The 20576-nt window shown below is 61.7% G+C and carries 23 protein-coding genes; 13 read left to right on the top strand and 10 right to left on the bottom strand.

The window, feature by feature from the left end; translation table 11 throughout:
* Positions 1–9 precede the first annotated feature (9 nt).
* Both recN and AC1RTP_RS15570 read right to left on the bottom strand, forming a co-directional pair.
* Positions 10–1656, bottom strand: coding sequence for a DNA repair protein RecN (gene recN, locus AC1RTP_RS15565; RefSeq protein ID WP_498608532.1), 1647 nt, complete (start codon positions 1654–1656; stop codon positions 10–12).
* On the bottom strand, positions 1656–2555 hold the full coding sequence (locus AC1RTP_RS15570; protein WP_498608533.1) for an NAD kinase: 900 nt from the start codon (positions 2553–2555) through the stop codon (positions 1656–1658). The genes recN and AC1RTP_RS15570 overlap by 1 nt, the downstream gene beginning before the upstream one ends.
* A 139-nt stretch (positions 2556–2694) precedes the next feature.
* On the opposite strand from AC1RTP_RS15570, the gene AC1RTP_RS15575 reads away from it, so the two are divergent.
* The 4 genes from AC1RTP_RS15575 to AC1RTP_RS15590 all read left to right on the top strand — a co-directional run bounded on the left by AC1RTP_RS15575 (position 2695) and on the right by AC1RTP_RS15590 (position 4602).
* Positions 2695–3072: a VOC family protein gene (locus tag AC1RTP_RS15575; RefSeq protein ID WP_498608534.1), complete on the top strand. Its 378-nt coding sequence runs from the start codon at positions 2695–2697 to the stop codon at positions 3070–3072.
* Positions 3073–3198: 126 nt separating this feature from the next.
* Complete coding sequence (locus AC1RTP_RS15580) at positions 3199–3642, top strand: hypothetical protein (protein WP_498608535.1); 444 nt, start codon at positions 3199–3201, stop codon at positions 3640–3642.
* Positions 3643–3691: 49 nt separating this feature from the next.
* On the top strand, positions 3692–3934 hold the full coding sequence (locus AC1RTP_RS15585) for a hypothetical protein (RefSeq protein WP_498608536.1): 243 nt from the start codon (positions 3692–3694) through the stop codon (positions 3932–3934).
* Positions 3931–4602 carry an alpha/beta fold hydrolase gene (locus AC1RTP_RS15590; protein WP_498608537.1) on the top strand — a complete coding sequence of 224 codons (672 nt, stop codon included), beginning with the start codon at positions 3931–3933 and terminating at the stop codon, positions 4600–4602. Before AC1RTP_RS15585 ends, AC1RTP_RS15590 begins: the two co-directional genes overlap by 4 nt.
* On the opposite strand, the gene AC1RTP_RS15595 is transcribed toward AC1RTP_RS15590, so the two are convergent.
* Complete coding sequence (locus tag AC1RTP_RS15595) at positions 4599–5456, bottom strand: DUF3667 domain-containing protein (protein WP_498608538.1); 858 nt, start codon at positions 5454–5456, stop codon at positions 4599–4601. The genes AC1RTP_RS15590 and AC1RTP_RS15595 overlap by 4 nt on opposite strands.
* 89 nt (positions 5457–5545) lie before the next feature.
* Here AC1RTP_RS15595 and AC1RTP_RS15600 point away from each other — a divergent pair, with 89 nt between their 5' ends.
* The 3 genes from AC1RTP_RS15600 to gloA are packed head-to-tail and all read left to right on the top strand — an operon-like array spanning position 5546 to position 7542.
* A complete protein-coding gene (locus tag AC1RTP_RS15600; RefSeq protein WP_498608539.1) occupies positions 5546–5806 on the top strand; it encodes a hypothetical protein in 261 nt (86 codons plus the stop codon).
* Between the two features lie 8 nt (positions 5807–5814).
* Positions 5815–7119: a PQQ-dependent sugar dehydrogenase gene (locus tag AC1RTP_RS15605; protein ID WP_498608540.1), complete on the top strand. Its 1305-nt coding sequence runs from the start codon at positions 5815–5817 to the stop codon at positions 7117–7119.
* Positions 7120–7131: 12 nt separating this feature from the next.
* The gene (gene gloA / locus AC1RTP_RS15610) at positions 7132–7542 is read left to right on the top strand and encodes a lactoylglutathione lyase (protein ID WP_498608541.1); all 411 of its coding nucleotides are present in this window, start codon (positions 7132–7134) and stop codon (positions 7540–7542) included.
* Between the two features lie 45 nt (positions 7543–7587).
* Here the strand turns inward: gloA and AC1RTP_RS15615 are convergent, their stop codons facing one another.
* From AC1RTP_RS15615 to AC1RTP_RS15630, 4 genes are all read right to left on the bottom strand, one after another.
* Complete coding sequence (locus AC1RTP_RS15615) at positions 7588–8898, bottom strand: TolC family outer membrane protein (protein WP_498608542.1); 1311 nt, start codon at positions 8896–8898, stop codon at positions 7588–7590.
* A 43-nt stretch (positions 8899–8941) separates the two neighbouring features.
* Positions 8942–9265, bottom strand: coding sequence for a rhodanese-like domain-containing protein (locus tag AC1RTP_RS15620; protein ID WP_498608543.1), 324 nt, complete (start codon positions 9263–9265; stop codon positions 8942–8944).
* A gap of 9 nt (positions 9266–9274) precedes the next feature.
* Complete coding sequence (locus tag AC1RTP_RS15625; protein ID WP_498608544.1) at positions 9275–9928, bottom strand: protein-L-isoaspartate O-methyltransferase family protein; 654 nt, start codon at positions 9926–9928, stop codon at positions 9275–9277.
* Positions 9929–10077: 149 nt separating this feature from the next.
* On the bottom strand, positions 10078–10722 hold the full coding sequence (locus AC1RTP_RS15630) for a TetR/AcrR family transcriptional regulator (protein ID WP_498608545.1): 645 nt from the start codon (positions 10720–10722) through the stop codon (positions 10078–10080).
* A 149-nt stretch (positions 10723–10871) separates the two neighbouring features.
* Here AC1RTP_RS15630 and AC1RTP_RS15635 point away from each other — a divergent pair, with 149 nt between their 5' ends.
* Positions 10872–11855 carry a catalase family peroxidase gene (locus AC1RTP_RS15635; RefSeq protein ID WP_498608546.1) on the top strand — a complete coding sequence of 328 codons (984 nt, stop codon included), beginning with the start codon at positions 10872–10874 and terminating at the stop codon, positions 11853–11855.
* On the opposite strand, the gene AC1RTP_RS15640 is transcribed toward AC1RTP_RS15635, so the two are convergent.
* Positions 11852–12757 (bottom strand): LysR family transcriptional regulator, encoded by a 906-nt coding sequence (locus tag AC1RTP_RS15640; RefSeq protein ID WP_498608547.1) that lies wholly within the window; start codon positions 12755–12757, stop codon positions 11852–11854. The genes AC1RTP_RS15635 and AC1RTP_RS15640 overlap by 4 nt on opposite strands.
* A gap of 112 nt (positions 12758–12869) precedes the next feature.
* Here AC1RTP_RS15640 and AC1RTP_RS15645 point away from each other — a divergent pair, with 112 nt between their 5' ends.
* The gene (locus AC1RTP_RS15645) at positions 12870–14291 is read left to right on the top strand and encodes an aldehyde dehydrogenase family protein (protein ID WP_498608548.1); all 1422 of its coding nucleotides are present in this window, start codon (positions 12870–12872) and stop codon (positions 14289–14291) included.
* Positions 14292–14338: 47 nt separating this feature from the next.
* Here the strand turns inward: AC1RTP_RS15645 and AC1RTP_RS15650 are convergent, their stop codons facing one another.
* Positions 14339–16429, bottom strand: a complete 2091-nt coding sequence (locus tag AC1RTP_RS15650) for an acyltransferase family protein (RefSeq protein WP_498608549.1) — start codon at positions 16427–16429, stop codon at positions 14339–14341.
* A gap of 126 nt (positions 16430–16555) precedes the next feature.
* Between AC1RTP_RS15650 and AC1RTP_RS15655 the strand changes: the two genes are divergently transcribed.
* Positions 16556–16861 (top strand): hypothetical protein, encoded by a 306-nt coding sequence (locus tag AC1RTP_RS15655; protein ID WP_498608550.1) that lies wholly within the window; start codon positions 16556–16558, stop codon positions 16859–16861.
* On the opposite strand, the gene AC1RTP_RS15660 is transcribed toward AC1RTP_RS15655, so the two are convergent.
* The gene (locus AC1RTP_RS15660; RefSeq protein WP_498608551.1) at positions 16858–18309 is read right to left on the bottom strand and encodes a S41 family peptidase; all 1452 of its coding nucleotides are present in this window, start codon (positions 18307–18309) and stop codon (positions 16858–16860) included. The genes AC1RTP_RS15655 and AC1RTP_RS15660 overlap by 4 nt on opposite strands.
* A gap of 73 nt (positions 18310–18382) precedes the next feature.
* Between AC1RTP_RS15660 and AC1RTP_RS15665 the strand changes: the two genes are divergently transcribed.
* The 3 genes from AC1RTP_RS15665 to AC1RTP_RS15675 all read left to right on the top strand — a co-directional run bounded on the left by AC1RTP_RS15665 (position 18383) and on the right by AC1RTP_RS15675 (position 20487).
* Positions 18383–18640, top strand: a complete 258-nt coding sequence (locus tag AC1RTP_RS15665) for a YkgJ family cysteine cluster protein (protein ID WP_498608552.1) — start codon at positions 18383–18385, stop codon at positions 18638–18640.
* Positions 18641–18654: 14 nt separating this feature from the next.
* Positions 18655–18921 (top strand): YkgJ family cysteine cluster protein, encoded by a 267-nt coding sequence (locus AC1RTP_RS15670; RefSeq protein ID WP_498608553.1) that lies wholly within the window; start codon positions 18655–18657, stop codon positions 18919–18921.
* 417 nt (positions 18922–19338) lie between these two features.
* Positions 19339–20487, top strand: coding sequence for an MFS transporter (locus tag AC1RTP_RS15675; RefSeq protein ID WP_498608554.1), 1149 nt, complete (start codon positions 19339–19341; stop codon positions 20485–20487).
* Positions 20488–20576 lie beyond the last annotated feature (89 nt).

The following is a 20576-nucleotide window of genomic DNA, read 5'->3' on the forward strand; positions in this document are numbered from 1 at the left end:
TCCAGGTATTTAAGAGGCCAGCAACTCTCGGGCGTGTTTGCGGGTGGTGGCGGTGATTTCGAGGCCACCCAGCATGCGCGCCACTTCTTCGATGCGCGCCTTCTGGTCCAGTACTTCGATGCGTGAGGCGGTGCGGCCATTGTCTGCCGGGCCCTTCGCAACCTGGAAGTGCTGGTTACCCTGGCTCGCCACTTGCGGCAGGTGGGTCACGCACAGCACCTGGCGCTCCTGGCCCAGCCGCTTGAGCAAGCGGCCGACTACTTCGGCGACGCCGCCGCCAATGCCGCTATCGACCTCGTCGAAGATCAGGGTCGGCACCGTCGTCGCGTGCGAAGCAATGACCGAAATCGCCAGCGAGATACGCGCCAGTTCGCCGCCCGAGGCCACCTTGGCCAGCGGCCGTGGCGCGACGCCGGCATGGCCGGCCACCAGGAACTCCACCTGCTCCACGCCGTACGCGCCAGGCTCACAAGGCCGCAGCGCAATTTCAAAGCGCCCGCCGGACATGCTCAATTCCTGCATGCCTTGCGTGACGGCTGCGCCTAACGCTTGCGCCGCCGTCGCGCGCGTTGCCGACAGCTCGGTCGCTACAGCGAGATATGCAGCCTTCAATTTCTCTTCCTGCTTGCGCAAGCCTTCCAGGTCCGCTGCATCGGCCAATTGCGCCAGTTTTTCCGACAGGCGCTCGTGCTCGTCCGGCAGGTCGTCCGCCAGCACGCGGAATTTACGGGATGCCGAATGCAGCGCCTCCATGCGTGCATCGACCTGGCGCAGGCGCTCGGGATCAAGCTCCACGTGATCCATGTAGTTATTCAGCGCGTACACCGATTCCTGCAACTGGATCCGCGCGGATTCGAGCATTTCGACCACCGGCTGCAGTTCGGCATCAACCGATACCAGCTTGCCGAGGCGCGTGCTGATTGCGGTTACCTGCGACAGCACCGGGTGCTCGTCCGCTTCCGACAACACGCCCAGCGCCTCCTGCGCGCCTTCCAGCAAACTGGCGGCGTGAGACAGACGCGAATGCTCGTTGCCGATTTCCGCCCACTCGCCTTTTTTCGGCGCCAGCTTATCCAGCTCCGTCACCTGCCACTCCAGGCGCTCGCGCTCAAACTGCAGGTTGGCCGCGTTGGCCTCGTATTCTTCCAGCTGCTTCGACAATGCGCGCCAGGCGCGGTAAGCCGTGGTCACATCGCGCACATTGGCGCCGCACTGGTTGTCCAGCAGCTCGCGCTGCGAATCGTTTTTCAGCAGGGACTGGTGGGCGTGCTGGCCGTGGATATCCACCAGCATATCGCCCAGTTCGCGCAACTGGCCCGCCGTCGCCGCCACGCCGTTGATGAAGGCTTTCGAGCGCCCGGCATTGTCGATCACGCGGCGCAGCAGCGCACCGCCTTCCTCCACCGCGAACTCATTCGCCGCCAGCCAGGCCTGCGCCTGTTCGGTCAATGCGAAATCGGCGGTGATGTCGGCCTTGGCCGCGCCTTCGCGCACCATGCTGCCATCGCCCCGGCCGCCCAGCGCCAGCGTCAGTGCATCAATCAGTATGGACTTACCGGCACCGGTTTCGCCGGTGAAAACTGTGAAGCCTGAGGAAAATTCCAATTCAATCGAATCGACAATAACGAAGTCGCGGATGGACAGGGTTCGAAGCATCAGATTTTGCCGTCAGTAGAAGGGTATTCGTTCCAGTGCAGCTTTTCGCGCAGGGTGTTGTAGTAGCTCCAGCCCTCCGGATGCAGGAAGGTGATGGTGTGCGGCGAGAGGCGGATATGGATCTGGTCACCGTTGGCCGCACTGGCGAAAGTCTGCATGTCAAAGTTTACGGTGATGTCCTTGCCGCGCTTGATCTCGATCACGATCTCGCTGGAATCAGGTAGCACGATCGGGCGGTTGGACAGCGCATGCGGCGCAATCGGCACCATGACGATACCGCCCAAGGTCGGGTGCAGCAGCGGGCCGCCGGCCGACAGCGCGTAGGCGGTGGAACCGGTCGGGGTCGAGATAATCAAGCCGTCGGAGCGTTGGTTGTACATGAACTGGTTGTCGACGTCGACGCTCAGCTCCACCATGCCGGCGCCGGCGCCGCGCGAGACCACCACGTCGTTGACTGCGGTGCCGAAGAAGATCGCTTTACCGTCGCGCATGACGCGACCTTCGAGCAAGGTGCGGCGTTCCGCTTTATGCGTACCGCCCAGGATACGTCCCAGCACGGGCAGCATGTCTTCCTGACGAATGTCGGTCATGAAGCCGAGGCGGCCCTGGTTAATCCCGATCAGCGGCGTGTCGTAAGAGGACAGCTGGCGCGCGATGCCCAGCATGGTGCCGTCGCCGCCCATCACCACCACAGCATCGGCGCGCTCGCCAATGCCCTGCACGCTCATGGAAGGAATGTCGGTGATGCCGAGATGCTCCGCCGTGTCGGCTTCCAGCACGACGCTATAGCCGCCCTGCTTCAGGAAATTGATGACATCGCGCACCGGTTCTTCGATGCCGGTGGTGTTTGGTCGGACAACCAGGGCAATCGTGTTGTACATCGGGTGCGTAACGGACATATCAATCTCGGTCAAAAATATGGGGTGGCAACACGCAGCAGAGTAACCCATAATGCTTGCTCATGCCATGCATTGCAACGCTGGCCGATACGCTCAAAAATACTGTATGTTTGCACAGTATATATCAAGGGAGGCGGGTATGGCAAAAGCATTGGGCATCGGCGGGATTTTCTTCAAATCCAAGGATCCGGTGGCGCTGATGGCCTGGTACCAGGCTTGCCTGGGTCTACCGGCAGAAGCCAAGGAATATGCCTCCTTCGCGCCCGCGACAATGCCGTCGAATGGCGCTACCCTATTCAGCCCCTTCAAAAGCACCACATCCTATTTCGCCCCGTCCAAGCGCGACTTCATGATCAATTTCATCGTGGATGACCTGGACGGCGCGCTGAAGCAGGTGGCCGATGGCGGCGCGACCCTGGTGGGCGACCCGCAATCCTTCGACTACGGCCGCTTTGGCTGGTTCATTGATCCCGACGGGAATAAGGTCGAGCTGTGGCAGCCGACTGCTGCGAAGTGAGGAATCGCAAGGCCTGACGAAACTGCTGATCCGGCTCAAAACGCGGCCAGAAGCCGCTTTCCATGCGGCAAGCTTGTTGTACAATCGTAAGTCTTAAGAGCTTGTCCAACCCCGCCCATCCGCGCCATGGATTCCGTATCAGAAGCACAATTCGAGCTTGACCAATTGCGCCACCAAGCCAAGAAGCAGTTACTTGGGACCGTGGTGCTGGGTGTCATGGCGGGTTTGCTGGCGCTGGTCGGCCAGAGTGCGCTGGGGCAGGCGCGTCCTTTGCTTGAGACATCCTTCGGCACTTGGCAATCCTTCTACACAGTCGTGCTGTGGGCGCTGGCGATTGCCTGGCTTGTCGCCCTGGTACAGCAAGCCCTCCACTACCAGAACATCAGCGAACAGTTCGAATCACGCCGCCGCCTCGACACGGTCTATGCCGAACGCGCCGCCAAGGCGCAGGCCGCAGAAGAGGATCGCCAGCGCCAGCGCGCCGAATCCGAAGCGCGCCAAACCGCCGAGCGCGCCCGGCGCCTCAACAAAACCAACCGCAGTACCAAGTTCGACTTCTGGCAGGAATGATCAAGTAACGATCTGATAACATTGACGTCCTTATCTTGAGGAGGATGCTTTGCTTATTTTGTTTGCTGCGTTGATGGCCGGCTATGTCATCGGAAAATTCATGCCAACGGGTAAGGCCGCCTATGGCGTCTGCACCCCAGTCAGCATTGCTTGCTATGCCCTCGTGAAATCGATGCTAGGCGATTTGCCAGCAATTGAAATACTCATTCTGGGTGGAGTTGTGCAGTCGCCAATCCTAATGCTGGGCGTGGTCCTCGCCCGCCGTAATAGCAAACGCAATTCCTACGAATGATCCCCATCCTCGTGCTGCTGCCCGGGATGGACGGCACGGGCGAGCTTTTTGCGCCGTTTCTCGCGGCGCTTGGCGAGGGGTTTGATGTGCGGGTGGTGAAATATCTTGGCGATCATTGCGGCGGGTATGAGGAGCTGGAGGCGCTCGCGCGGGCGGCGATTCCGGAAGACCGGCCTTACGTTCTTTTGGGCGAGTCTTTCTCGGGGCCGATTGCGATGTCGATTGCGGCATTGGCGCCGGGGCAGTTACGGGCGCTAGTGTTGTGTTGCACATTTGCGCGCAATCCAAGACCTGCGTTGGCGACGTTGAAGGCGCTGATTGGTGTATTGCCGCTCAAAGTGCTGCCGGCGGGCAGGCTGGTCGGCGCGCAGATGCGGGCGGCGTTCAAGGCAGCAATGGATCGCGTGACGTCCGCTGCACTTAAGGCACGTTTGCGTGCGGTGCTGGCGGTTGATGTCAGCGGCCGGCTGGCGCTATGCGAGGTGCCGATCCTTTACCTGCGGGCGAGGCGCGATCTTCTGGTGCCGCCCAGTGCGGCGGACGTCATCAAGGGCATCAGGCCGGCGACGACGGTGATCGAATTCGACGCGCCGCACTTCCTGCTGCAAACGGCGCCAGAGCAGGCCGCGCGCGAAGTCGCGGCCTTTGTGCGGGCCTGCGCGGCTTAGTGCACTGTGACGATTGCGAGGCCCATCGCGATGAAGATGGCGATGGCAAGCGATATGCCGTGCATCAGGCCTAGCAGCAGCCAGCGCCACGCAGTGCCCCACTTTCCTTTCTGGTAGACGCGCTGCATTGCCCAAGGCAGGTAGCCAGCCACCCAGCAGAACGCCACGAACTTCAGGAACCCTTCCGGCAGGAACATGAAGAGGCCAAGCATGACGAAGGCGAATGCGTTCGTGTGCAGAGCGAACAGCAGATGCTCGCCATACCGCTTGCCGGTGCCGAGGTAGAGCACCTTCAGCCAAAGCGCGAACAGTGGCATCAGCAGGAAGATCGCATACGGCGCGTATTTGTAGAAGCCAGCCTGCATGACGGCGCTCTTCTCTTTGTCCGGCAAGTGGTTGAAGCGGTCGATGGAATGGTAGATGCCCGGTGCTTTGCGCTCCAGCATTTCCTGCACCTGGTCGACGTCACCCGGCGCTTTCTCTTTTTCAGACGCGACTTGCTGCTGCATGGCCGGCTGCTCGGGGTGCGGGTCGACGTTCACGATGCCGACATCGGTCAGCTTCAGTACGGCGAAGAAGATAATGCTCAGCGAAAGATACAGGCGCAAGGGCTCGACATAGCGCTTGCGGCGCCCCGCAATGTATTCCGTGGTCAGCAGGCCGGGGCGGAACAGCAGCCGCGTAATCGTGCCCCATAAGCGCCCTTCCAGCGCCACGTAGTGCCCAATGAACTCGTGCAGGAATTCTCCGAGACTCGGTGCGTGCAAGCGCGTCTCCTGTCCGCACATATGGCAGAAGTTGCCGGAAGTGGTGGCGCCGCAGTTGCGGCAGCTATGGTCGGTAATGTTAGTCATCCTGCAATGCTACCGGTGGAATTGCTTCTGTTCAAGCTGGCGACCCTGGCTGTGTCGCTTCGCTACCATGGATCGAGGAGGACCTCACCATGGAACCGAACAGCAAAGACCGCAAGGTCAACACGCAAGAACCCGTGGACCGCAGCGGCGGCAAGCGCCTGCCGCATGAGCGCGACGAGTCGCCGCAGGGTGAAAGCCAGCAGAAAGAGCGCAGTGTGATCCGCCAGGCGGCAGAGGACGTCGAACAGGGCCTGGTCGACACCGACCTGCACGGCAGGCCCGGTCTGCAAAAGCCCGCCGCCGGCAATCAAGCGAAGGCGAATCCCCTGCCCGGCACCAAACGCGATTGAGGCCCATCATGCGAACCGCGATACTTTCCCTCCTCGCCTGCGCCGCCGGCACTGGCGCAGCCCTTGCCCAAACCTATCCGATGGGCTGGGGCCCCAACCCCGCCCTGGCGGAGCCGAACAAGACACTGATCCCGACCATGAACGTGGCGCCGGTCGAGCGTTGGAAAGGCGACGAAAAGCCGGTGCCCGCTTCCGGTTTCAATGTCAGCGCTTATGCGCGCGATCTGTCGCACCCGCGCTGGCTGTACGTGCTGCCGAACGGCGACGTGCTGGTGGCAGAGACCGCCGCCCCGCCCAAGCCGGAAGACGGCAAGGGCATCAAGGGCGCGATCATGAAACACGAGATGAAGAAAGCCGGTTCGGCCGCGCAGTCTGCCAACCGCATCACGCTGCTACGTGATATCGACGAGAACGGCGTGGCAAAAACGCGAGGCACTTTCCTCAAGGACCTCAACTCGCCCTTCGGCATGGTGCTGGTGGATAAGGACCTGTACGTCGCCAACACCGACGCGGTCATGCGTTTTCCTTACACGGAAGGCGCAACCTCCATCACGTCGGCCGGCATCAAAGTGCTTGAGTTACCAGGTGGCCCGCTAAACCATCACTGGACCAAGAACATCACGGCCAGCCCGGATGGCCGCTTCCTCTACATCACGGTAGGTTCAAACAGCAACGTCGGTGAAAACGGCATGGAGAAGGAGGAAGGCCGCGCCGCCATCTGGGAATTTGAACGCGCCACCGGCAAATCCCGCCTGTACGCAACCGGCCTGCGCAATGCAAACGGCATGGCGTGGGAGCCCAGGACAAAAGCACTGTGGACGGTGGTGAACGAGCGCGATGAACTGGGCGACGACCTGGTGCCCGACTATCTTACCTCCGTGAAGGACGGCGCCTTCTACGGCTGGCCCTACAGCTACTACGGCCAACGCATCGATACGCGCGTCAAGCCGCCGCGGCCAGAGATGGTGCAAAAGGCCATCATGCCGGACTACGGCCTTGGCTCGCATACCGCTTCGCTCGGACTGTCGTTTTATGAAGCGAAGCTGTTCCCGCCCAGCTGGCAAGGCGGCGCCTTCATCGGCCAGCACGGCTCCTGGAACCGCAAGGAATTCAGCGGCTATAAGGTGGTGTTCGTGCCGTTCGCTGACGGCCGGCCTTCGGGTCCACCGATAGACTTCCTGGCCGGCTTCCTGACGCGCGAGGGCAAGGCGAAGGGACGGCCGGTCGGCGTGGCGGTAGACAAGGCCGGGGCGCTATTGGTTGCGGACGACGTGGGAAATATTGTGTGGCGTGTGAGCCCTGCGACGCGCTGATACAATCAAGCCATGCGAATCCTACACACGATGCTGCGGGTTGGTGACCTGCAGCGATCCGTCGACTTCTACACCAAGGTGCTGGGCATGAAACTTCTGCGCACCAGCGACAATCCTGAATACAAGTACACGTTGGCTTTCCTCGGCTACGGGCATAACCCGGAGCATGCGGAGCTGGAGCTGACGTACAACTACGGCGTGGACAAATACGATATGGGCAATGCCTACGGCCATATCGCTATTTCGGCGACTGATATCGTTTCGGCTTGCGAAGCGGTGCGCGCCAATGGCGGCAATGTGACGCGCGAACCGGGACCGGTGAAAGGCGGCACTACCGTGATTGCCTTTGTCACCGACCCGGACGGGTACAAGATTGAGCTGATTGAGCGCAGCTTTGAGGGCCAGGGGGCCGGATTGCGCTAGAAGGAAGGTGCCCGACCCTGCGGGTCAGGCACCGGTTTACCGGTTTTAGTGCTGCAGCAGTGCGTTGATCGGCTCCAGGTCCGCTTCCTTCAGCGAACCTGCGGCCGACTTCAGGCGCAGGCCATTCATGATGGTGTCGTAGCGCGCTTTCGACAGGTCTTTCTGCGTGGTGTACAGCTGGCGCTGTGCATTCAGCACGTCGATATTGATACGCACGCCCACCTGGTAACCCAGCTTATTCGATTCCAGCGCGGATTTGGACGACACTTCCGCCGCCTCCAGCGCCTTCACCTGTGCCAGGCCGCTGTTCACACCAAGGAAAGCCTGGCGCGCGGTCTGCGCTGCCTGGCGGCGCGATGCCTCCAGGTCGTTGCGGGCCTTGTCTTCCAAAGCGATCGATTCACGCACTTTGCTGGTCACGGCGAAGCCGTTGAAGATCGGTACATTCCAGGTGATGCCAATACCGTTGTTCTTGTTGATGGCGCCGCCCGGGCCGCTCGCGGTCTGGCGGGTCGAGTTGGCGATCAGGTCAACAGTCGGCATATGGCCTGCGCGCTGCTTGCCGATTTCGCGCTTGGCGATTTCCACATTCAGCTTGGCGCCGGTCACGCCGTAGTTCTGCTCTTCCGCTGCCGACACCCAAGGTTCCAGGGTTGCAGGCTGAGGGCTGGCAATGGCCACGCCGGTACGCAGCGGCGCCAGGGTGCCAGGCACTTCGCCGATGATCTGTTGCAGCGCGGTGCGCTTTACTTCCAGGTCATTCAGCGCGGCGAATTCCTGCGCCACCACCAGGTCGTACGCAGCTTGCGCTTCATGGGTATCGGTGATGGTCTGGGTGCCCACTTCGAAATTGCGCTTGGCCGATGCCAGCTGTTCGGTGGTTGCTGCCTTCTGCGCCTGGGTCGCGGTCAGGTTGTCCTGCGCGGTCAGCACGTCGAAGTAAGCCTGCGATACGCGCAGGATGACGTCCTGCTGCGATTGCGCGAACACGGCTTCCGAAGCGGCGACAGCCAGCTTGCTCTGCTGGTAGCTTTCCCAGTTGGCCCAGCGGAACAGCGGCTGGGTCAGCTGCACTTGCACCAGTCCACTGTAGTTGTCGTGGTTGACGAAACCGGTCTTCTCAGGCGACACCTCACCATCGTTCTTCAGGTGCTGGCCGCTGGCGAAGATGGTTGGCAGCAAGCCAGAACGCCCCTGCGTCGTTTTTTCCTGGCCGGCCGCCAGTGCGGCGCGTGCGCTGGCGTAGGTGGCGTCGTTGGCGAGCGCCTGTTTGTACACCTGGACCAGGTCAGCCGCTTGCGTATTCAGCGAGAACATTGCGCTGGCAACCAGCACGGCGAGAAGGGGTTTCTGCATTTGCATCTCCGTTGGAGTCGTCAAAAAGGTTTAGTTTTCGTGCCTAGTACTTCGGCATTGAGCTGTCTACCTGCACAGCCCAGGCGTGAATACCGCCTGTCAGATTGCTTACCTTGCTGAAACCATGATGCTCGAGGAAGGCTGCCACGTTGAGGCTGCGCGCCCCGTGGTGGCAGATGCAGACAATCTCCGCATCCTCGTCGAGAGCGTCGATGCTGGCCGGGATGGTCTGCATCGGCATGAGGGTCGAGCCTGCGATATGGCAGGTCTCATATTCCCAGTTCTCGCGCACGTCCAGCAGGAATGGTTGTGACTTGGCTGAGTCATTCAGCCAAGCTGCCAGTTCCGGTGCAGTAATGTGCTGCATGGCGTTCCCTTAGAAAGTGAACGCCGAAGGTTTCACCGCCAGGTCGAGCGGCTTGACATCGGTTTCAAACAGTTTGACGGTGTCGTAGCCGTGTTCGCCGGTGCGGGTAATGCGCTGCGCGGACATCACAGGCGAATCGCCGAGGATGACCACGATGCGGCCGCCTACCTTCACTTGCTGCAGTACTGCTTCCGGCAGTACCGGCAGCGAGCCGGAGAATACGATCACGTCGAACGGCGCACCGTTGGACCAGCCCTGGGCGCCATTGCCCAGTTCCACGGTCACGTTGGCGATGCCGTTGTCCGCCAGGTTCTTTGCCGCCAGCGCCTTCAGTTCAGGGGCGATTTCGACGGCGGTCACGTGGCGTGCACGGTGGGCCAGCAGCGCGGCCAGGTAGCCGGTGCCTGCGCCGACCAGCAGCACGTTTTCATGTTTTTTGATCTGTGCATCTTGAGCGATGCGCGCTTCCAGCTTCGGGGTCAGCATTTGCTCGCCACCCGCCAGCGGGATGAAAGTGTCGACAAAAGCCAGGTTCTTGTAGGCTTCTGGCACGAAGTTCTCGCGTTTTACGACCAGCAAGAGATCGAGGATGTCCGTATCCAGCACGTCCCAAGGACGGATTTGCTGTTCGATCATATTGAAACGGGCTTGTTCGATATTCATCTTTGTTGACTCGGTGAGGGATAAATAATCCGTCATTTTATCGTTTGTCTGGTCAGGTGGGCATATTAACGATTAAGACAACGGATCGCGGGAAATTGCGACAGTCTGCAGATTTGGGGGGGTGAACGCGCAAAATCGGGACTAAAGCTTCATTCCTGAGGGGCGAGCCCCTGCTGGACCAGGCCGAGGAAGCAGTCCATGAAGGCGTCGGCATCCACCCCTTCGTGCGTTTCACAAGGGAAGAAGCTGTGCTTCCACATCATCAGCGTGAGCACCGGGGCGATCAGGACGTTGGTCATCATCACCGGGTCCAGCGGGCGGAATTCGCCGCGCGCCACGCCGCGTTCGAGGATGCGGGTCAGGAGCGCGCTGCCGCGCTCGATGACTTCTTCGTTATAGAACTGCGCCAGTTCGGGGAAATTGCCGGATTCGGCCATCATCAGCTTGGTCAGGCCGGCGACCCTGGTGGCGCCAACCTGGGTCCACCAGGTGCGCAGCATCTGGCGCAACAGCTCGTCGCTGGGCATGTCGCGCGCGGCGGCGGCATCGCTTTCCGCCTGGCCGATGGTTTGCACGATGGTGTCGCGCACCACGGCCTTGAACAGGTCCTGCTTGTTTTCGAAATACAGGTAGAGCGTGCCCTTGGAGACGCCGGCGGCGCGCGCCACGTCTTCCAGTCGGGTGGCGGCAAATCCTCGATCGACGAACAGCTCCAGCGCGGCCGCCAGCAATTCCTGCGGACGCGCGTCCTTGCGCCGCTCCCAGCGGGGCTTGGTATCTGTCGGGGCTTGCATGATAAATATTAAGAATTAGTAACTTACTCGTGAGTCATTTATCTTAATTCCCCGGCCTATAGACGTCAAGCTTCCGGCGGCTTTCTTGATTCGCCTCAACTTTTTGCTAAATTGGACATTACTTTCCAATTTTGAATCGAGGAGTGACCGTGAATTCGACAATCCGATCCGCGATGGCCTTGGCGTTGGCGTTCAACCTATCGAGCGCCTATGCACAAGAAGAGCAAAAGCCCTTGCCCGCCGCATTGGTGGAGGCAATGAATAAGCTGTCCGGCGGCCCCCACCAGGGCTTCCGCGCCAATCATGCAAAGGGGGTCATGGTCACTGGCACGTTCACCCCATCGGCACAAGCGAAGGCACTTAGTAAGGCGCCGCACTTCCTGAAGCCCGTGCCGGTCACGGTGCGCTTCTCGAATGCCACAGGTGTTCCAGCTATGCCGGATGCCGATCCTCATGCGCGCCCGCATGGGATGGCGATACGCTTCCAGTTGGCCGGCAACGCGACGACGGATATCGTTTCGATTTCGGCGAATGCCTTCCCGGCCGCGACACCCGAAGAATTCCTGTCCATGCTGCAAGCGGTTGCCGCCAGCGGCCCGGATGCTGCCAAGCCAACTCCCATCGAGAAATACCTGGAATCCCATCCTACGGCATCGAAATTTGTGACCACGCCGCGCCCTGCGCCGGAAAGCTTTGGCACACTGGCCTTTTACGGCGTGAATGCGTTCAAGTTCACAAACTCCAAGGGTAAGAGCAGCTATATCCGCTACCAGATTATGCCTATGGCGGGCGAGCACTTTCTGGCGGAAGCTGCAAAGCCGGAGCCCAATTACTTGATGGACGAACTGCCAAAGCGCGTCGCCATGGGACCAGTGAAATTCAAGCTGCTGGCGCAAGTCGCCAATGCAGGAGACAACACAAAAGACCCTACCTCGGTATGGCCGGCCACGAACAAAATTGTCGAACTCGGCATCATCACCCTGAACAAGACATTGGGTGACCAGGTAGCCGAGCAGAAGAAGATTCTGTACAACCCAGTCTCCCTGCCAGCTGGTATTGAACCTTCGGATGATCCGATACTCGCAATGCGTTTCCCAGCTTATGCAGTGAGCTATGGGCAGCGCGGGAACTAAGCGAAGCTGTTTTGACCAAGCTCCCGGATGAGGTCAACCAGGGCGCGAAGTCCCGCCGGCACGTGCCGCCCAGGCGGATAGTACAGCGCCAGCCCTGGATAGCGCGGCGTCCAGTCCTGCAGCACGCGAACGAGCCGTCCAGCCGCGATGTCGTCACGCACATACCAATCGGCGAGATAGGCGAGGCCGGCGCCGGCAAGGGCGGCCTCGCGCATCAGGCCCGGCTCGTCGAGCGTGAGTGGCCCGTTCACCTCGACATTCATCGGTTCGCCATGCCGGAAAAATTCCCAGCGCGACGGAGCACCGCTGGGAAACCGGGCACGCAGGCACGGATGCATGGCAAGGTCAGCCGGCGATGCGGGGATCGGGAAGCGTGAGAAATGCTCGGGTGAGCCGACTACCGCCATTTCGAGATCGCCGCCGATCGCAATGCGGACCATGTCTTGCGGCACCGTCTCGCTCAATCGAATCCCCGCATCGAAGCCCTCGGCCACGATGTCGACCATACGCCCCTCGGTCACGATCTCCACTCTCATGTCGGGATAGCGCTTCAGATACGCCAATATGATCGGCGCAAATACCATGCGGGCGGCGCCCAGGGAAGTATTGATGCGCAAAGTGCCAATGGGGGATTGGCGATTCAGGTTGGTTTCCTCCATGGCGCTGAGAATCTCGGACAACGCTGGCGCGACCCGGGCTACAAAGTGCTCCCCGGCTTCGGTCAGTGAGACACTTCGCGTGGTCCGATGAAACAGGCGAACGCCCAGTCGTGTCTCCAGGCCCGCGACGGCATTGCTCACGGCCGTGGTCGACAGGCCGAGTTCATTTGCCGCGCGCCGAAAGCTCCGGCAGCGGGCGACTGCAAGTACGGCCTCCATGCCAACTAAACCTGATTTTTGCATTGTCCCGTTTTTCGAAATAAAGCATCAACTTTAATCCATCTTATCAGAACAAAAGGGGCGCCATACACTGCATGCACACCTCCCGACAATCCGGGATCACTCAGGAGCGACCATGCAATTCATTGACCAGATCTACATTGACGGTGCCTTTGCAGCACCTCATGGCACGGAAACCGTAGACATCATCAACCCGACCACCGGAAGGCCACTTGCCCGCGCAACGCTCGCCGATGCCGAGGATACGCGGCGCGCCATTGCCGCAGCAAAAAAGGCGCAGCCCTCATTTGCACGCACGACAGTCGCCGAGCGCGTAGCCATGCTCAAGCGGCTACATGCGGCCATCCTCGCATGCAGCGATGCATTGCGCGATGTGACGATTGAAGAATATGGCGCGCCTGTTTCAAGGGCGGCGTGGATCGCCCGCTTCTCAGCGCAATCGTTCCTTGACGCCGCGGCGACATTGGAGGCTTACGAATTCAGCCGTGTAATGGGAGCATCCACCGTCATCATGGAAGCGGTGGGCGTCGCCGCCCTCATCACGCCCTGGAACAGCACTGCCGGTTCGATCTGCAGCAAGTTGGCGATGGCGATCGCGGCCGGCTGCACATCGGTGATCAAACCGAGCGAATTGAGCCCGATGCAGAACAAGATCGTCACGGAAGCGATTCATGCGGCGGAGCTGCCGGCCGGCGTTGTCAACATCATCACAGGACGCGGCGACATGGTTGGCGCAGAACTGAGCACGCACCCGGACATCGCGAAGATCTCATTTACCGGCTCCACTACGGTGGGAAAGATCATCCAGCGCGCGGCGACCGACTCCATGAAACGCGTCCACCTGGCATTGGGCGGGAAATCCCCGTCCATCATTCTTGACGACGCGGACCTGGCGACGGCGGTGCCGCTCGCGCTCAATGCCGCGTTCATGAATAACGGTCAGGCATGCATCGCGGGCAGCCGGTTGCTGGTCCCGGCGCAGCGCCTGGAAGAAGTCATCGCGATCGTCAAAGAGACAGTCGCATTGATGAAGGTTGGCGACCCGGCCGACCCATCGACCATCATTGGCCCGCTGGCCAGTCGCACTCAGTACGAGCGCATCCAGCATTACATCCGGCTCGGTCTCTCCGAAGGCGCCACCTTGGTTACCGGCGGCGAGGGACATCCGGCCGGGCTCGAAGAAGGCTATTTCGTGAAGCCGACCGTTTTCACCAACGTGCGCAACGAGATGAGCATCGCACGAGAAGAAATTTTCGGTCCCGTCTTGTCCATCCTGACCTATGCCACAGAAGAGGAAGCCATCGATTTGGCCAATGACACGATATTTGGCCTGCATGCCTATGTGATGTCGTCCGATCCGGCCCGGGCAAAGGCTGTGGCGGCCAGGCTGCAAGCCGGTCGCGTCATGATCAACACGCTCCAGCACGACCCCTTGGCACCGTTCGGCGGATACAAACAGTCAGGCATTGGGCGCGATTACGGTCTGCTTGGCCTGGAATCCTATCTCGAGGCAAAAACGCTACTTGGCGCGCTGTGAATCGATGCGTCGAGGGCCGCGCGTGAGTGACTGCGAAAAATCCATGGTTAGCTCCTTCCAGGCCAGAGCTGGGTTTCCAGCGCGTGGCTATTACGGATGCGCTGGCTCAAAACTTCGACACCTTGCGGGCTCAGGTGGAAGTGATCGAGAATCATGGGCACGCCCTGCGGTGTGATCAGCGGGCAGCCGCCTTCGCAATACAACTGCAGGCGGTTCAGGTAGCCAAAGCGGTTGTCGTGGGCGAAGGCTTGCATGGCGTCGGCGTAGGCCAGGTAGGCTGGTTCCATCATGTTGCCGGCAATCGCCGCCAGCGACTGCTTGCGGTCCAGGCGCAGCATAGCCATCGCCAGGTTATCGCTGAAGGTGAGCGGCGGGCCGGCCAGCAGCAAGGGCGCGCCGCCGGCACGGAAGCGTTGCAAGTCATCCAGGGCGACGCGGAAATCGTCCTGCCACAAAGAGGCGACCACGACGCCATCGAGCTTGTGGCCTGCGGCAAACTGCTGTGCGTATTCCAGCATACGCACACAGTAATGTTCCTGGTGGCGGTAGGCGGCCCGGAAGGGTTTACAGGCCGAGCCGGTAATCTGCAGGAAGTTCACATCGGGATAAGCACTGGAAAGTGCGGCGCGCAATTCGGCTGCGGCGCTGTCGCCGTACACCAGCACGTTCTTGCGGCCTTCGGCCAGAGTGATGCAGTCAGGGTTGGCGGCGTAATAGCTTGCGAACGATGCCGGTGCGTTGGTGATCTCCATCAGGTGGCAGGTGCTGTAGCGCTCAATGCGGTTGCGCTCCAGCTGCAGGCGGCCGACGTAATGGTAGTCAGCCGCGCGGCGCGCGCGCAGGCGGTCCATGGCCAACGCGGTTTCAGGCGTGTCTGGCGACATCACGGCGTGGGTGCCCGCAAATGTGTCCTCGTCACCGTACGCGATGGAACCAGGTGCGCCCTGCTTCGCGCTTTGCGCCTGCGCTGGCGCTTTCGCCACGCTCGGCGCCAGAGGCAGGTACTGTCCAAGATTGACGACCTCGCGTTGCGGCAGGCCATCCATGCGGTGCAGCTGCCAGCCAAGTCCGCCGAGCACGAACAAACTGCTGGCCAGCGCCAGCGGCACCACGGCCTTGCCGGGCAGCGCGAAACGGATGCGTCCCTCGACCAGCTCGCAAGTGATCCAGGCCAGCGCCAGGCTCAGCGCCAGTGCTGTCCACAGCACAGAGTCCGCAACTTTGCCGCCCTGCAGGATATGGGCGAATGCCAGCAGGGGCCAGTGCCACAGGTAGAGCGGATAGCTGATGCGCCCGAACCAGGTCATGGGCGCGAAGCGGAACAGCGAGGCATTCAGCGTGGCGCCTGGCCCGGCGGCCAGAAGCGTCGCCGTACCGCCGACCGGCAGCAGCGCCCAATAACCCGGGAAGAGGCTGTTCTTGTCGATCAGTTCGAAGGCGGAAATGATGGCGGCCACTGCGGCCAGGGTCCATACCGGCGCCGGCGTAGGCCGCTGCGGTGAAGAGGCATGCCAATACGCCACCAGGCCGCCAGCGGCCAACTCCCAGAAGCGCGACAGCGGCGAGTAGAAGGCAGCTTCCGGCGCGTGGAGGGAAGCCGTGACGCTGTAGGCAAAGGAAGCCAGCGCCAGCAAGACTGTCACGGGCACGAAAGCCTTTCGCCAGCGCGAAAGAAGCCACAGCAGCAATGGCCAGGCCAGGTAGAACTGCTCTTCCACGCCGAGCGACCACAGGTGCAGGAATGGCTTGGAGTCGGCACTGTTATCGAAGTAGCCGGTCTCTTGCCACAGCAGGAAGTTGGAAGCAAAGCCTGCGCCGCCGGCTGCGTGGCGCCCCAGTTGCGAGAGTTCTTCCGGCAGCAGGACAAACCAGCCAAACACCAGCGTCGCCACCATCACCAGCAGCAAGGCCGGGAAAATGCGGCGCACGCGGCGCGCATAGAAATCGCCAATGCTGAAACGTCCCTCTTCCAGCGAGCGCCACAGGATGCCTGTGATCAGGTAGCCGGAAATGACAAAGAAAATGTCCACCCCGACAAAGCCTCCCGGCAGCGCATCAGGAAAGGCATGGAACAGCACCACGGCGAGCACGGCCAGGGCCCGCAGGCCATCAATATGGGGATAGTGAACAGGGGACATAAAAACTAGCCAACAAAGCAATACTTGTTGTTATAAAGATCCAATTTTACGATTTAATTGGTAAATCAGGAGATTTAGGTATTTACTGCTAAGTACGCGTCAAAGAACGTGTCTGGGAGAGTAAAAATGCATAACAAGACAACTTTGCAAGTCCTGGCCGCCGCCTCGGGACTTGGGGATGAGCGCATCCAGGAGCTGTGGGAAGGTGCGGATATGTTTGCGCGCGCCCAAGCCGGCAACCCCGATTCCCCACGCTACCAGCAAGTGCTGCACGAGCGCATGGCGGTGATGGTCGAACGCGAGGTGGCAAAGCGTCATTCATCCGATGGCGAGCCATGGGTGCTGGCCGACGCCCACCTCGGGCAAATCGAGGTGTCGCTGACCGACGCGCTCAAAGCCTTCGGCAGCCGAACGGATCACGTCATTCATTAACGAGGCAACGCAGCCAGCACGGCCTTGCGCACCGCCGCGTCGTCGCGGATATCGACTTGCAGCGGCACGTCCGGATGCCACGCTTCGTTGTTGCCGCGCAGGTGGTTGCGCCAGACCTTCATGGGCAGCATCAAATGGTTGCCGCTTGGCATGCCGACCCAGGTGATCTCGATGTAAGCCGTGTCAGCGCTGGTGGCCTGTCCCATGTGGATGGAGCCCGGCACGCTGCGCACCAGGTCGGCGAAGTTCAGGCAAGAGCTGACGCAATCCTCATCCGTCACAAGCACCACCGGACCGCTGAAGCGGCGCAGCTTGCCGTGCCGGGCCGCGATATCGGCGCGCGTCAGGCGCGGTTTGCCCGGCGTCACGATCCACTGTTCTCCCGCGGCCTTGGCGATGCGCAGTCGGTCTCGCATCGCTGCCTCCCTTTTGGCGTCGTCGCTGTCGCGGCCATAGGACGCGGCAAAGTTCTCGGCGCGGGTCTCCATGCCGGCAACCGAATAATCCGATACGCGCCATTCCGCATAAGTAATCGGCAACCCTTCCAGCTTGTCCTTGTCGAAATCCAGGCCGCCGGTAGCTGCGTTGAAGATGCGGTCGCCAATTGCGCTGTTGCCGCCGCCGTTGCCGCGCGAATCGAACACAATGGCGCGCACGCCCTGCAACTGTGGCAACTCCTGCACGATCTTGTCGATCTGCTGCGCCGCTGCCTGGTCGGGGGCGAAATTACCGGCGCGGATCCACAGCACGCCATCCTGCAGCGTATAGCCATTGACGTGATCCGTGTCCGAACGCGATTTGTTCATTTCCCGATCGTCGGCGACCTTCACTTGCTGGTAATTCTGCGCAAATTGCAGCACCTTGCCCTGGGAGGTGCGGAAGCTGCATTGCTTCATTTCTTCACCCGGCATGTCCAGCTGCGTGAACACGGTAGCCAAGGCATGGCGTATGCCGGGCAGGTCGCGCACATCATAGTATTTCGCGATCTGGCGAATGCGCTGCTCCGGTTGCAAGCCGTCGCAGGAAAGCAGTTCGGCGCCCACCGGCGGCAAAGGCTTTGGCCAGTTGGGCATGACTGCGCCCACGCGATAGGTGCCGTTCACGTAGTCCAGGCGCCAGCCCGCGAGCGTGATGCTGTCGTCAGCCTTGCGAATATCGCTGGAATAGAACAGGTGGCCGTCCTTGAAACCGGCGGCGTAGGAGCGCACTGCGGCCAGCATGCTGTCATAGCTGTTCACGCGCGGCAGCAGGGCGCGCGCCTGCTCATAGCCCTTAGCTTCCCATGTGCGGAAGTCCGGGTTCTGCTCGTCGATGTAGCCGGGGTGGCCGGCGCGGATGGCGACGCGGGCGGCGTCAAGGTCGGCGGCCGCGAGGGCGCGCCAGTCGGTAGCAGCGCAAGCCGCACCTGCCGCGAGCAGGCCAGCCAACAAAATGACGGAATTTTTCATGAACGCCATTATGCAAGTCACCGCTGCCGAAAAGTCTATCGAATGTCCACACCAGGGCTAGAATGAGCCGACCATGAACCGCGCCCCGATCCCGTGCCGCCCACAATGCGGCGCCTGCTGCACGGCGCCCGCGATCTCCAGCGCCATCCCCGGCATGCCCGAGGGTAAGCCGGCTGGCGTGCCCTGCATCCAGTTGGACGAACAGCGGCGCTGCAAGCTGTATGGCTCGCCCGCACGGCCGAAGGTATGCGTCGACTTTGCCGCCGACGAATCGGTTTGCGGCGAATCGCGCGAGCAGGCCATGCGTTGGCTGGGTTGGGCGAAAGGGTAAAATACTGCCCCATTATGAGTTTCCAATGCCGCCCAGCCTGCGGCGCCTGTTGCACGGCGCCCTCCATCACCTCCCCGATTCCCGGAATGCCGAACGGTAAACCGGCGGGCGTGCGCTGCGTACAACTGGGCGAAGACAATCGCTGCATGATCTTCGGCCGCCCCGAACGGCCCGCCTTCTGCGCCGGCCTGCAGCCGTCCGCCGAAATGTGCGGAGAGACGCGCGAACAGGCCATGCAGTGGCTGGGCGATCTTGAAGCCCTCACCCGCCCGGGCAATTGATGTTAAGGCACGTTCTTGCATTGCTGATGCTGGCAAGTGGCGGGCTGGGATGTGTTGCTGCATTGGCCGGGACATGGCCGCTTCCCCTCGCACAATGGCCCTGGGTGGCCGCACTGGGAATAGCGTCGGGCGCCCTATTGCTATGGTGGATGGCAGCCGGCCTGTGGAGCGGGCTTCTATGTTCCGCGCTGCAGGCATTTCGATTCTTCCCTTACGACGGCACGAGTGGGTTTGGTAGCAAGTGGGGCCTGAGCCTCTCAACTGTCCTGCATTTGCCAAACGGTGTCCTGGTCGTCAACGTCCTGGCATTGGCCATGGGGCTTACATGCGCCGGCCTCCTATGGCGGAATCGCCTGCCGGCAGCACGCTGAAGCGCTCCGCATCATGCAGCTTGGATTCAAGCTAGAATGTTCAGCTATGAATCAAATTATCGACCACCGCCACCGCCACCGCCTTTCGACCCGCCTCGCCTTCCTGACGGCGGGACTTGCCATGTCCGCCTGGGCGCCGCTAGTGCCATATGCCAAGGAGCGCTTGGCGCTGGGTGAGGGTCCGTTGGGACTGCTTTTGCTGTGCTTGGGGCTGGGCTCGCTGCTGGCCATGCCGCTGACGGGAGCGTTGGCGGCGCGCTTTGGCTGCCGCAAGGTGGTGCTGTGGTCGGCCCTGGCAGTGTGCCTGGCCCTGCCCGGCCTGGCGCTGGCGCCGACGCCGCTGCTGCTGGGCGTGGTGCTCTTCTTCTTTGGCGCTTCGCTCGGCACCATGGATGTGGCGATGAATGTGCAGGCCGTGATGGTGGAAAAAGCCAGCGGCGGCGCCTTGATGTCCGGCTTCCACGGCATGTTCAGCCTGGGCGGGTTTGCCGGCGCGGGTACGATGGCTTTGCTGCTGTGGCTCGGCAGTGGCCCGCTGGTCGCCTGCCTGGCCATTGTGGCCCTGGTGGCGCTGCTCCTGTGGCGCGCTGCTCCGGACCTGCTGCATGAGCCGGAAGCGCGCGACGGCGACAGCCCGAGCTTCGTTATGCCACACGGCGCAGTGATCTTCATCGGCGCGCTGTGCTTCATCGTCTTCCTGGCCGAAGGCGCCATGCTGGACTGGAGCGCCGTCTTCCTGACTGCAGAGCGCGGGCTGGAGGAAGGCCGTGCCGGCCTTGGCTACGCCGCCTTTGCCGTCGCCATGACCGCCGGCCGCCTGACCGGCGACCGCGTGGTGGCGCGCTTTGGCGGGCGCCGTGTGCTGCTGGCCGGTGGCCTGTGCGCCGCGGCCGGCTTCTTCACAGCCGTCTGCGCGCCAAGCCCGGGCGCGGCCTTGTCCGGCTTCGTGCTGGTCGGCCTGGGCGCCTCAAACATCGTGCCTATCCTGTTCACCGCAGCCGGCAACCAGCGCGCCATGCCGGCGAGCCTGGCCATTGCCGCCATCACCACCATCGGCTACGCCGGCATCCTGGCCGGGCCGGCCCTGATCGGGCTGGTCGCCCACCTGTCGAGCCTGGAGCTCGCGTTTGCCGCACTTGGCGGCGCCCTGTTGCTGGTCGCCGCCAGCAGCCGCCTGGTGCGCGTGCACTCCTGACGCAGCGCAAACCGGGGCCCTGGCAACGGGGCTAATCTTGGCTTATTTGGTCCGCCGAGTGCATAGGCCAGGGGCGCGCGTGGTAAGCT

It is taken from the genome of Pseudoduganella sp. GW821-FHT11H04 (assembly GCF_058807935.1).

Coding starts and splice junctions, on each gene's coding strand:
- gloA (WP_498608541.1), top strand. CDS start 7,132: ATGCGAATCCTACACACGATGCTGCGGGTTGGTGACCTGCAGCGATCC.
- AC1RTP_RS15650 (WP_498608549.1), bottom strand. CDS start 16,429: ATGTCCCCTGTTCACTATCCCCATATTGATGGCCTGCGGGCCCTGGCC.
- AC1RTP_RS15570 (WP_498608533.1), bottom strand. CDS start 2,555: ATGTCCGTTACGCACCCGATGTACAACACGATTGCCCTGGTTGTCCGA.
- AC1RTP_RS15675 (WP_498608554.1), top strand. CDS start 19,339: ATGAATCAAATTATCGACCACCGCCACCGCCACCGCCTTTCGACCCGC.
- AC1RTP_RS15600 (WP_498608539.1), top strand. CDS start 5,546: ATGGAACCGAACAGCAAAGACCGCAAGGTCAACACGCAAGAACCCGTG.
- AC1RTP_RS15590 (WP_498608537.1), top strand. CDS start 3,931: ATGATCCCCATCCTCGTGCTGCTGCCCGGGATGGACGGCACGGGCGAG.
- AC1RTP_RS15630 (WP_498608545.1), bottom strand. CDS start 10,722: ATGCAAGCCCCGACAGATACCAAGCCCCGCTGGGAGCGGCGCAAGGAC.
- AC1RTP_RS15655 (WP_498608550.1), top strand. CDS start 16,556: ATGCATAACAAGACAACTTTGCAAGTCCTGGCCGCCGCCTCGGGACTT.
- AC1RTP_RS15645 (WP_498608548.1), top strand. CDS start 12,870: ATGCAATTCATTGACCAGATCTACATTGACGGTGCCTTTGCAGCACCT.
- AC1RTP_RS15615 (WP_498608542.1), bottom strand. CDS start 8,898: ATGCAGAAACCCCTTCTCGCCGTGCTGGTTGCCAGCGCAATGTTCTCG.
- recN (WP_498608532.1), bottom strand. CDS start 1,656: ATGCTTCGAACCCTGTCCATCCGCGACTTCGTTATTGTCGATTCGATT.
- AC1RTP_RS15625 (WP_498608544.1), bottom strand. CDS start 9,928: ATGAATATCGAACAAGCCCGTTTCAATATGATCGAACAGCAAATCCGT.
- AC1RTP_RS15575 (WP_498608534.1), top strand. CDS start 2,695: ATGGCAAAAGCATTGGGCATCGGCGGGATTTTCTTCAAATCCAAGGAT.
- AC1RTP_RS15620 (WP_498608543.1), bottom strand. CDS start 9,265: ATGCAGCACATTACTGCACCGGAACTGGCAGCTTGGCTGAATGACTCA.
- AC1RTP_RS15660 (WP_498608551.1), bottom strand. CDS start 18,309: ATGAAAAATTCCGTCATTTTGTTGGCTGGCCTGCTCGCGGCAGGTGCG.
- AC1RTP_RS15595 (WP_498608538.1), bottom strand. CDS start 5,456: ATGACTAACATTACCGACCATAGCTGCCGCAACTGCGGCGCCACCACT.
- AC1RTP_RS15605 (WP_498608540.1), top strand. CDS start 5,815: ATGCGAACCGCGATACTTTCCCTCCTCGCCTGCGCCGCCGGCACTGGC.
- AC1RTP_RS15640 (WP_498608547.1), bottom strand. CDS start 12,757: ATGCAAAAATCAGGTTTAGTTGGCATGGAGGCCGTACTTGCAGTCGCC.
- AC1RTP_RS15580 (WP_498608535.1), top strand. CDS start 3,199: ATGGATTCCGTATCAGAAGCACAATTCGAGCTTGACCAATTGCGCCAC.
- AC1RTP_RS15665 (WP_498608552.1), top strand. CDS start 18,383: ATGAACCGCGCCCCGATCCCGTGCCGCCCACAATGCGGCGCCTGCTGC.
- AC1RTP_RS15670 (WP_498608553.1), top strand. CDS start 18,655: ATGAGTTTCCAATGCCGCCCAGCCTGCGGCGCCTGTTGCACGGCGCCC.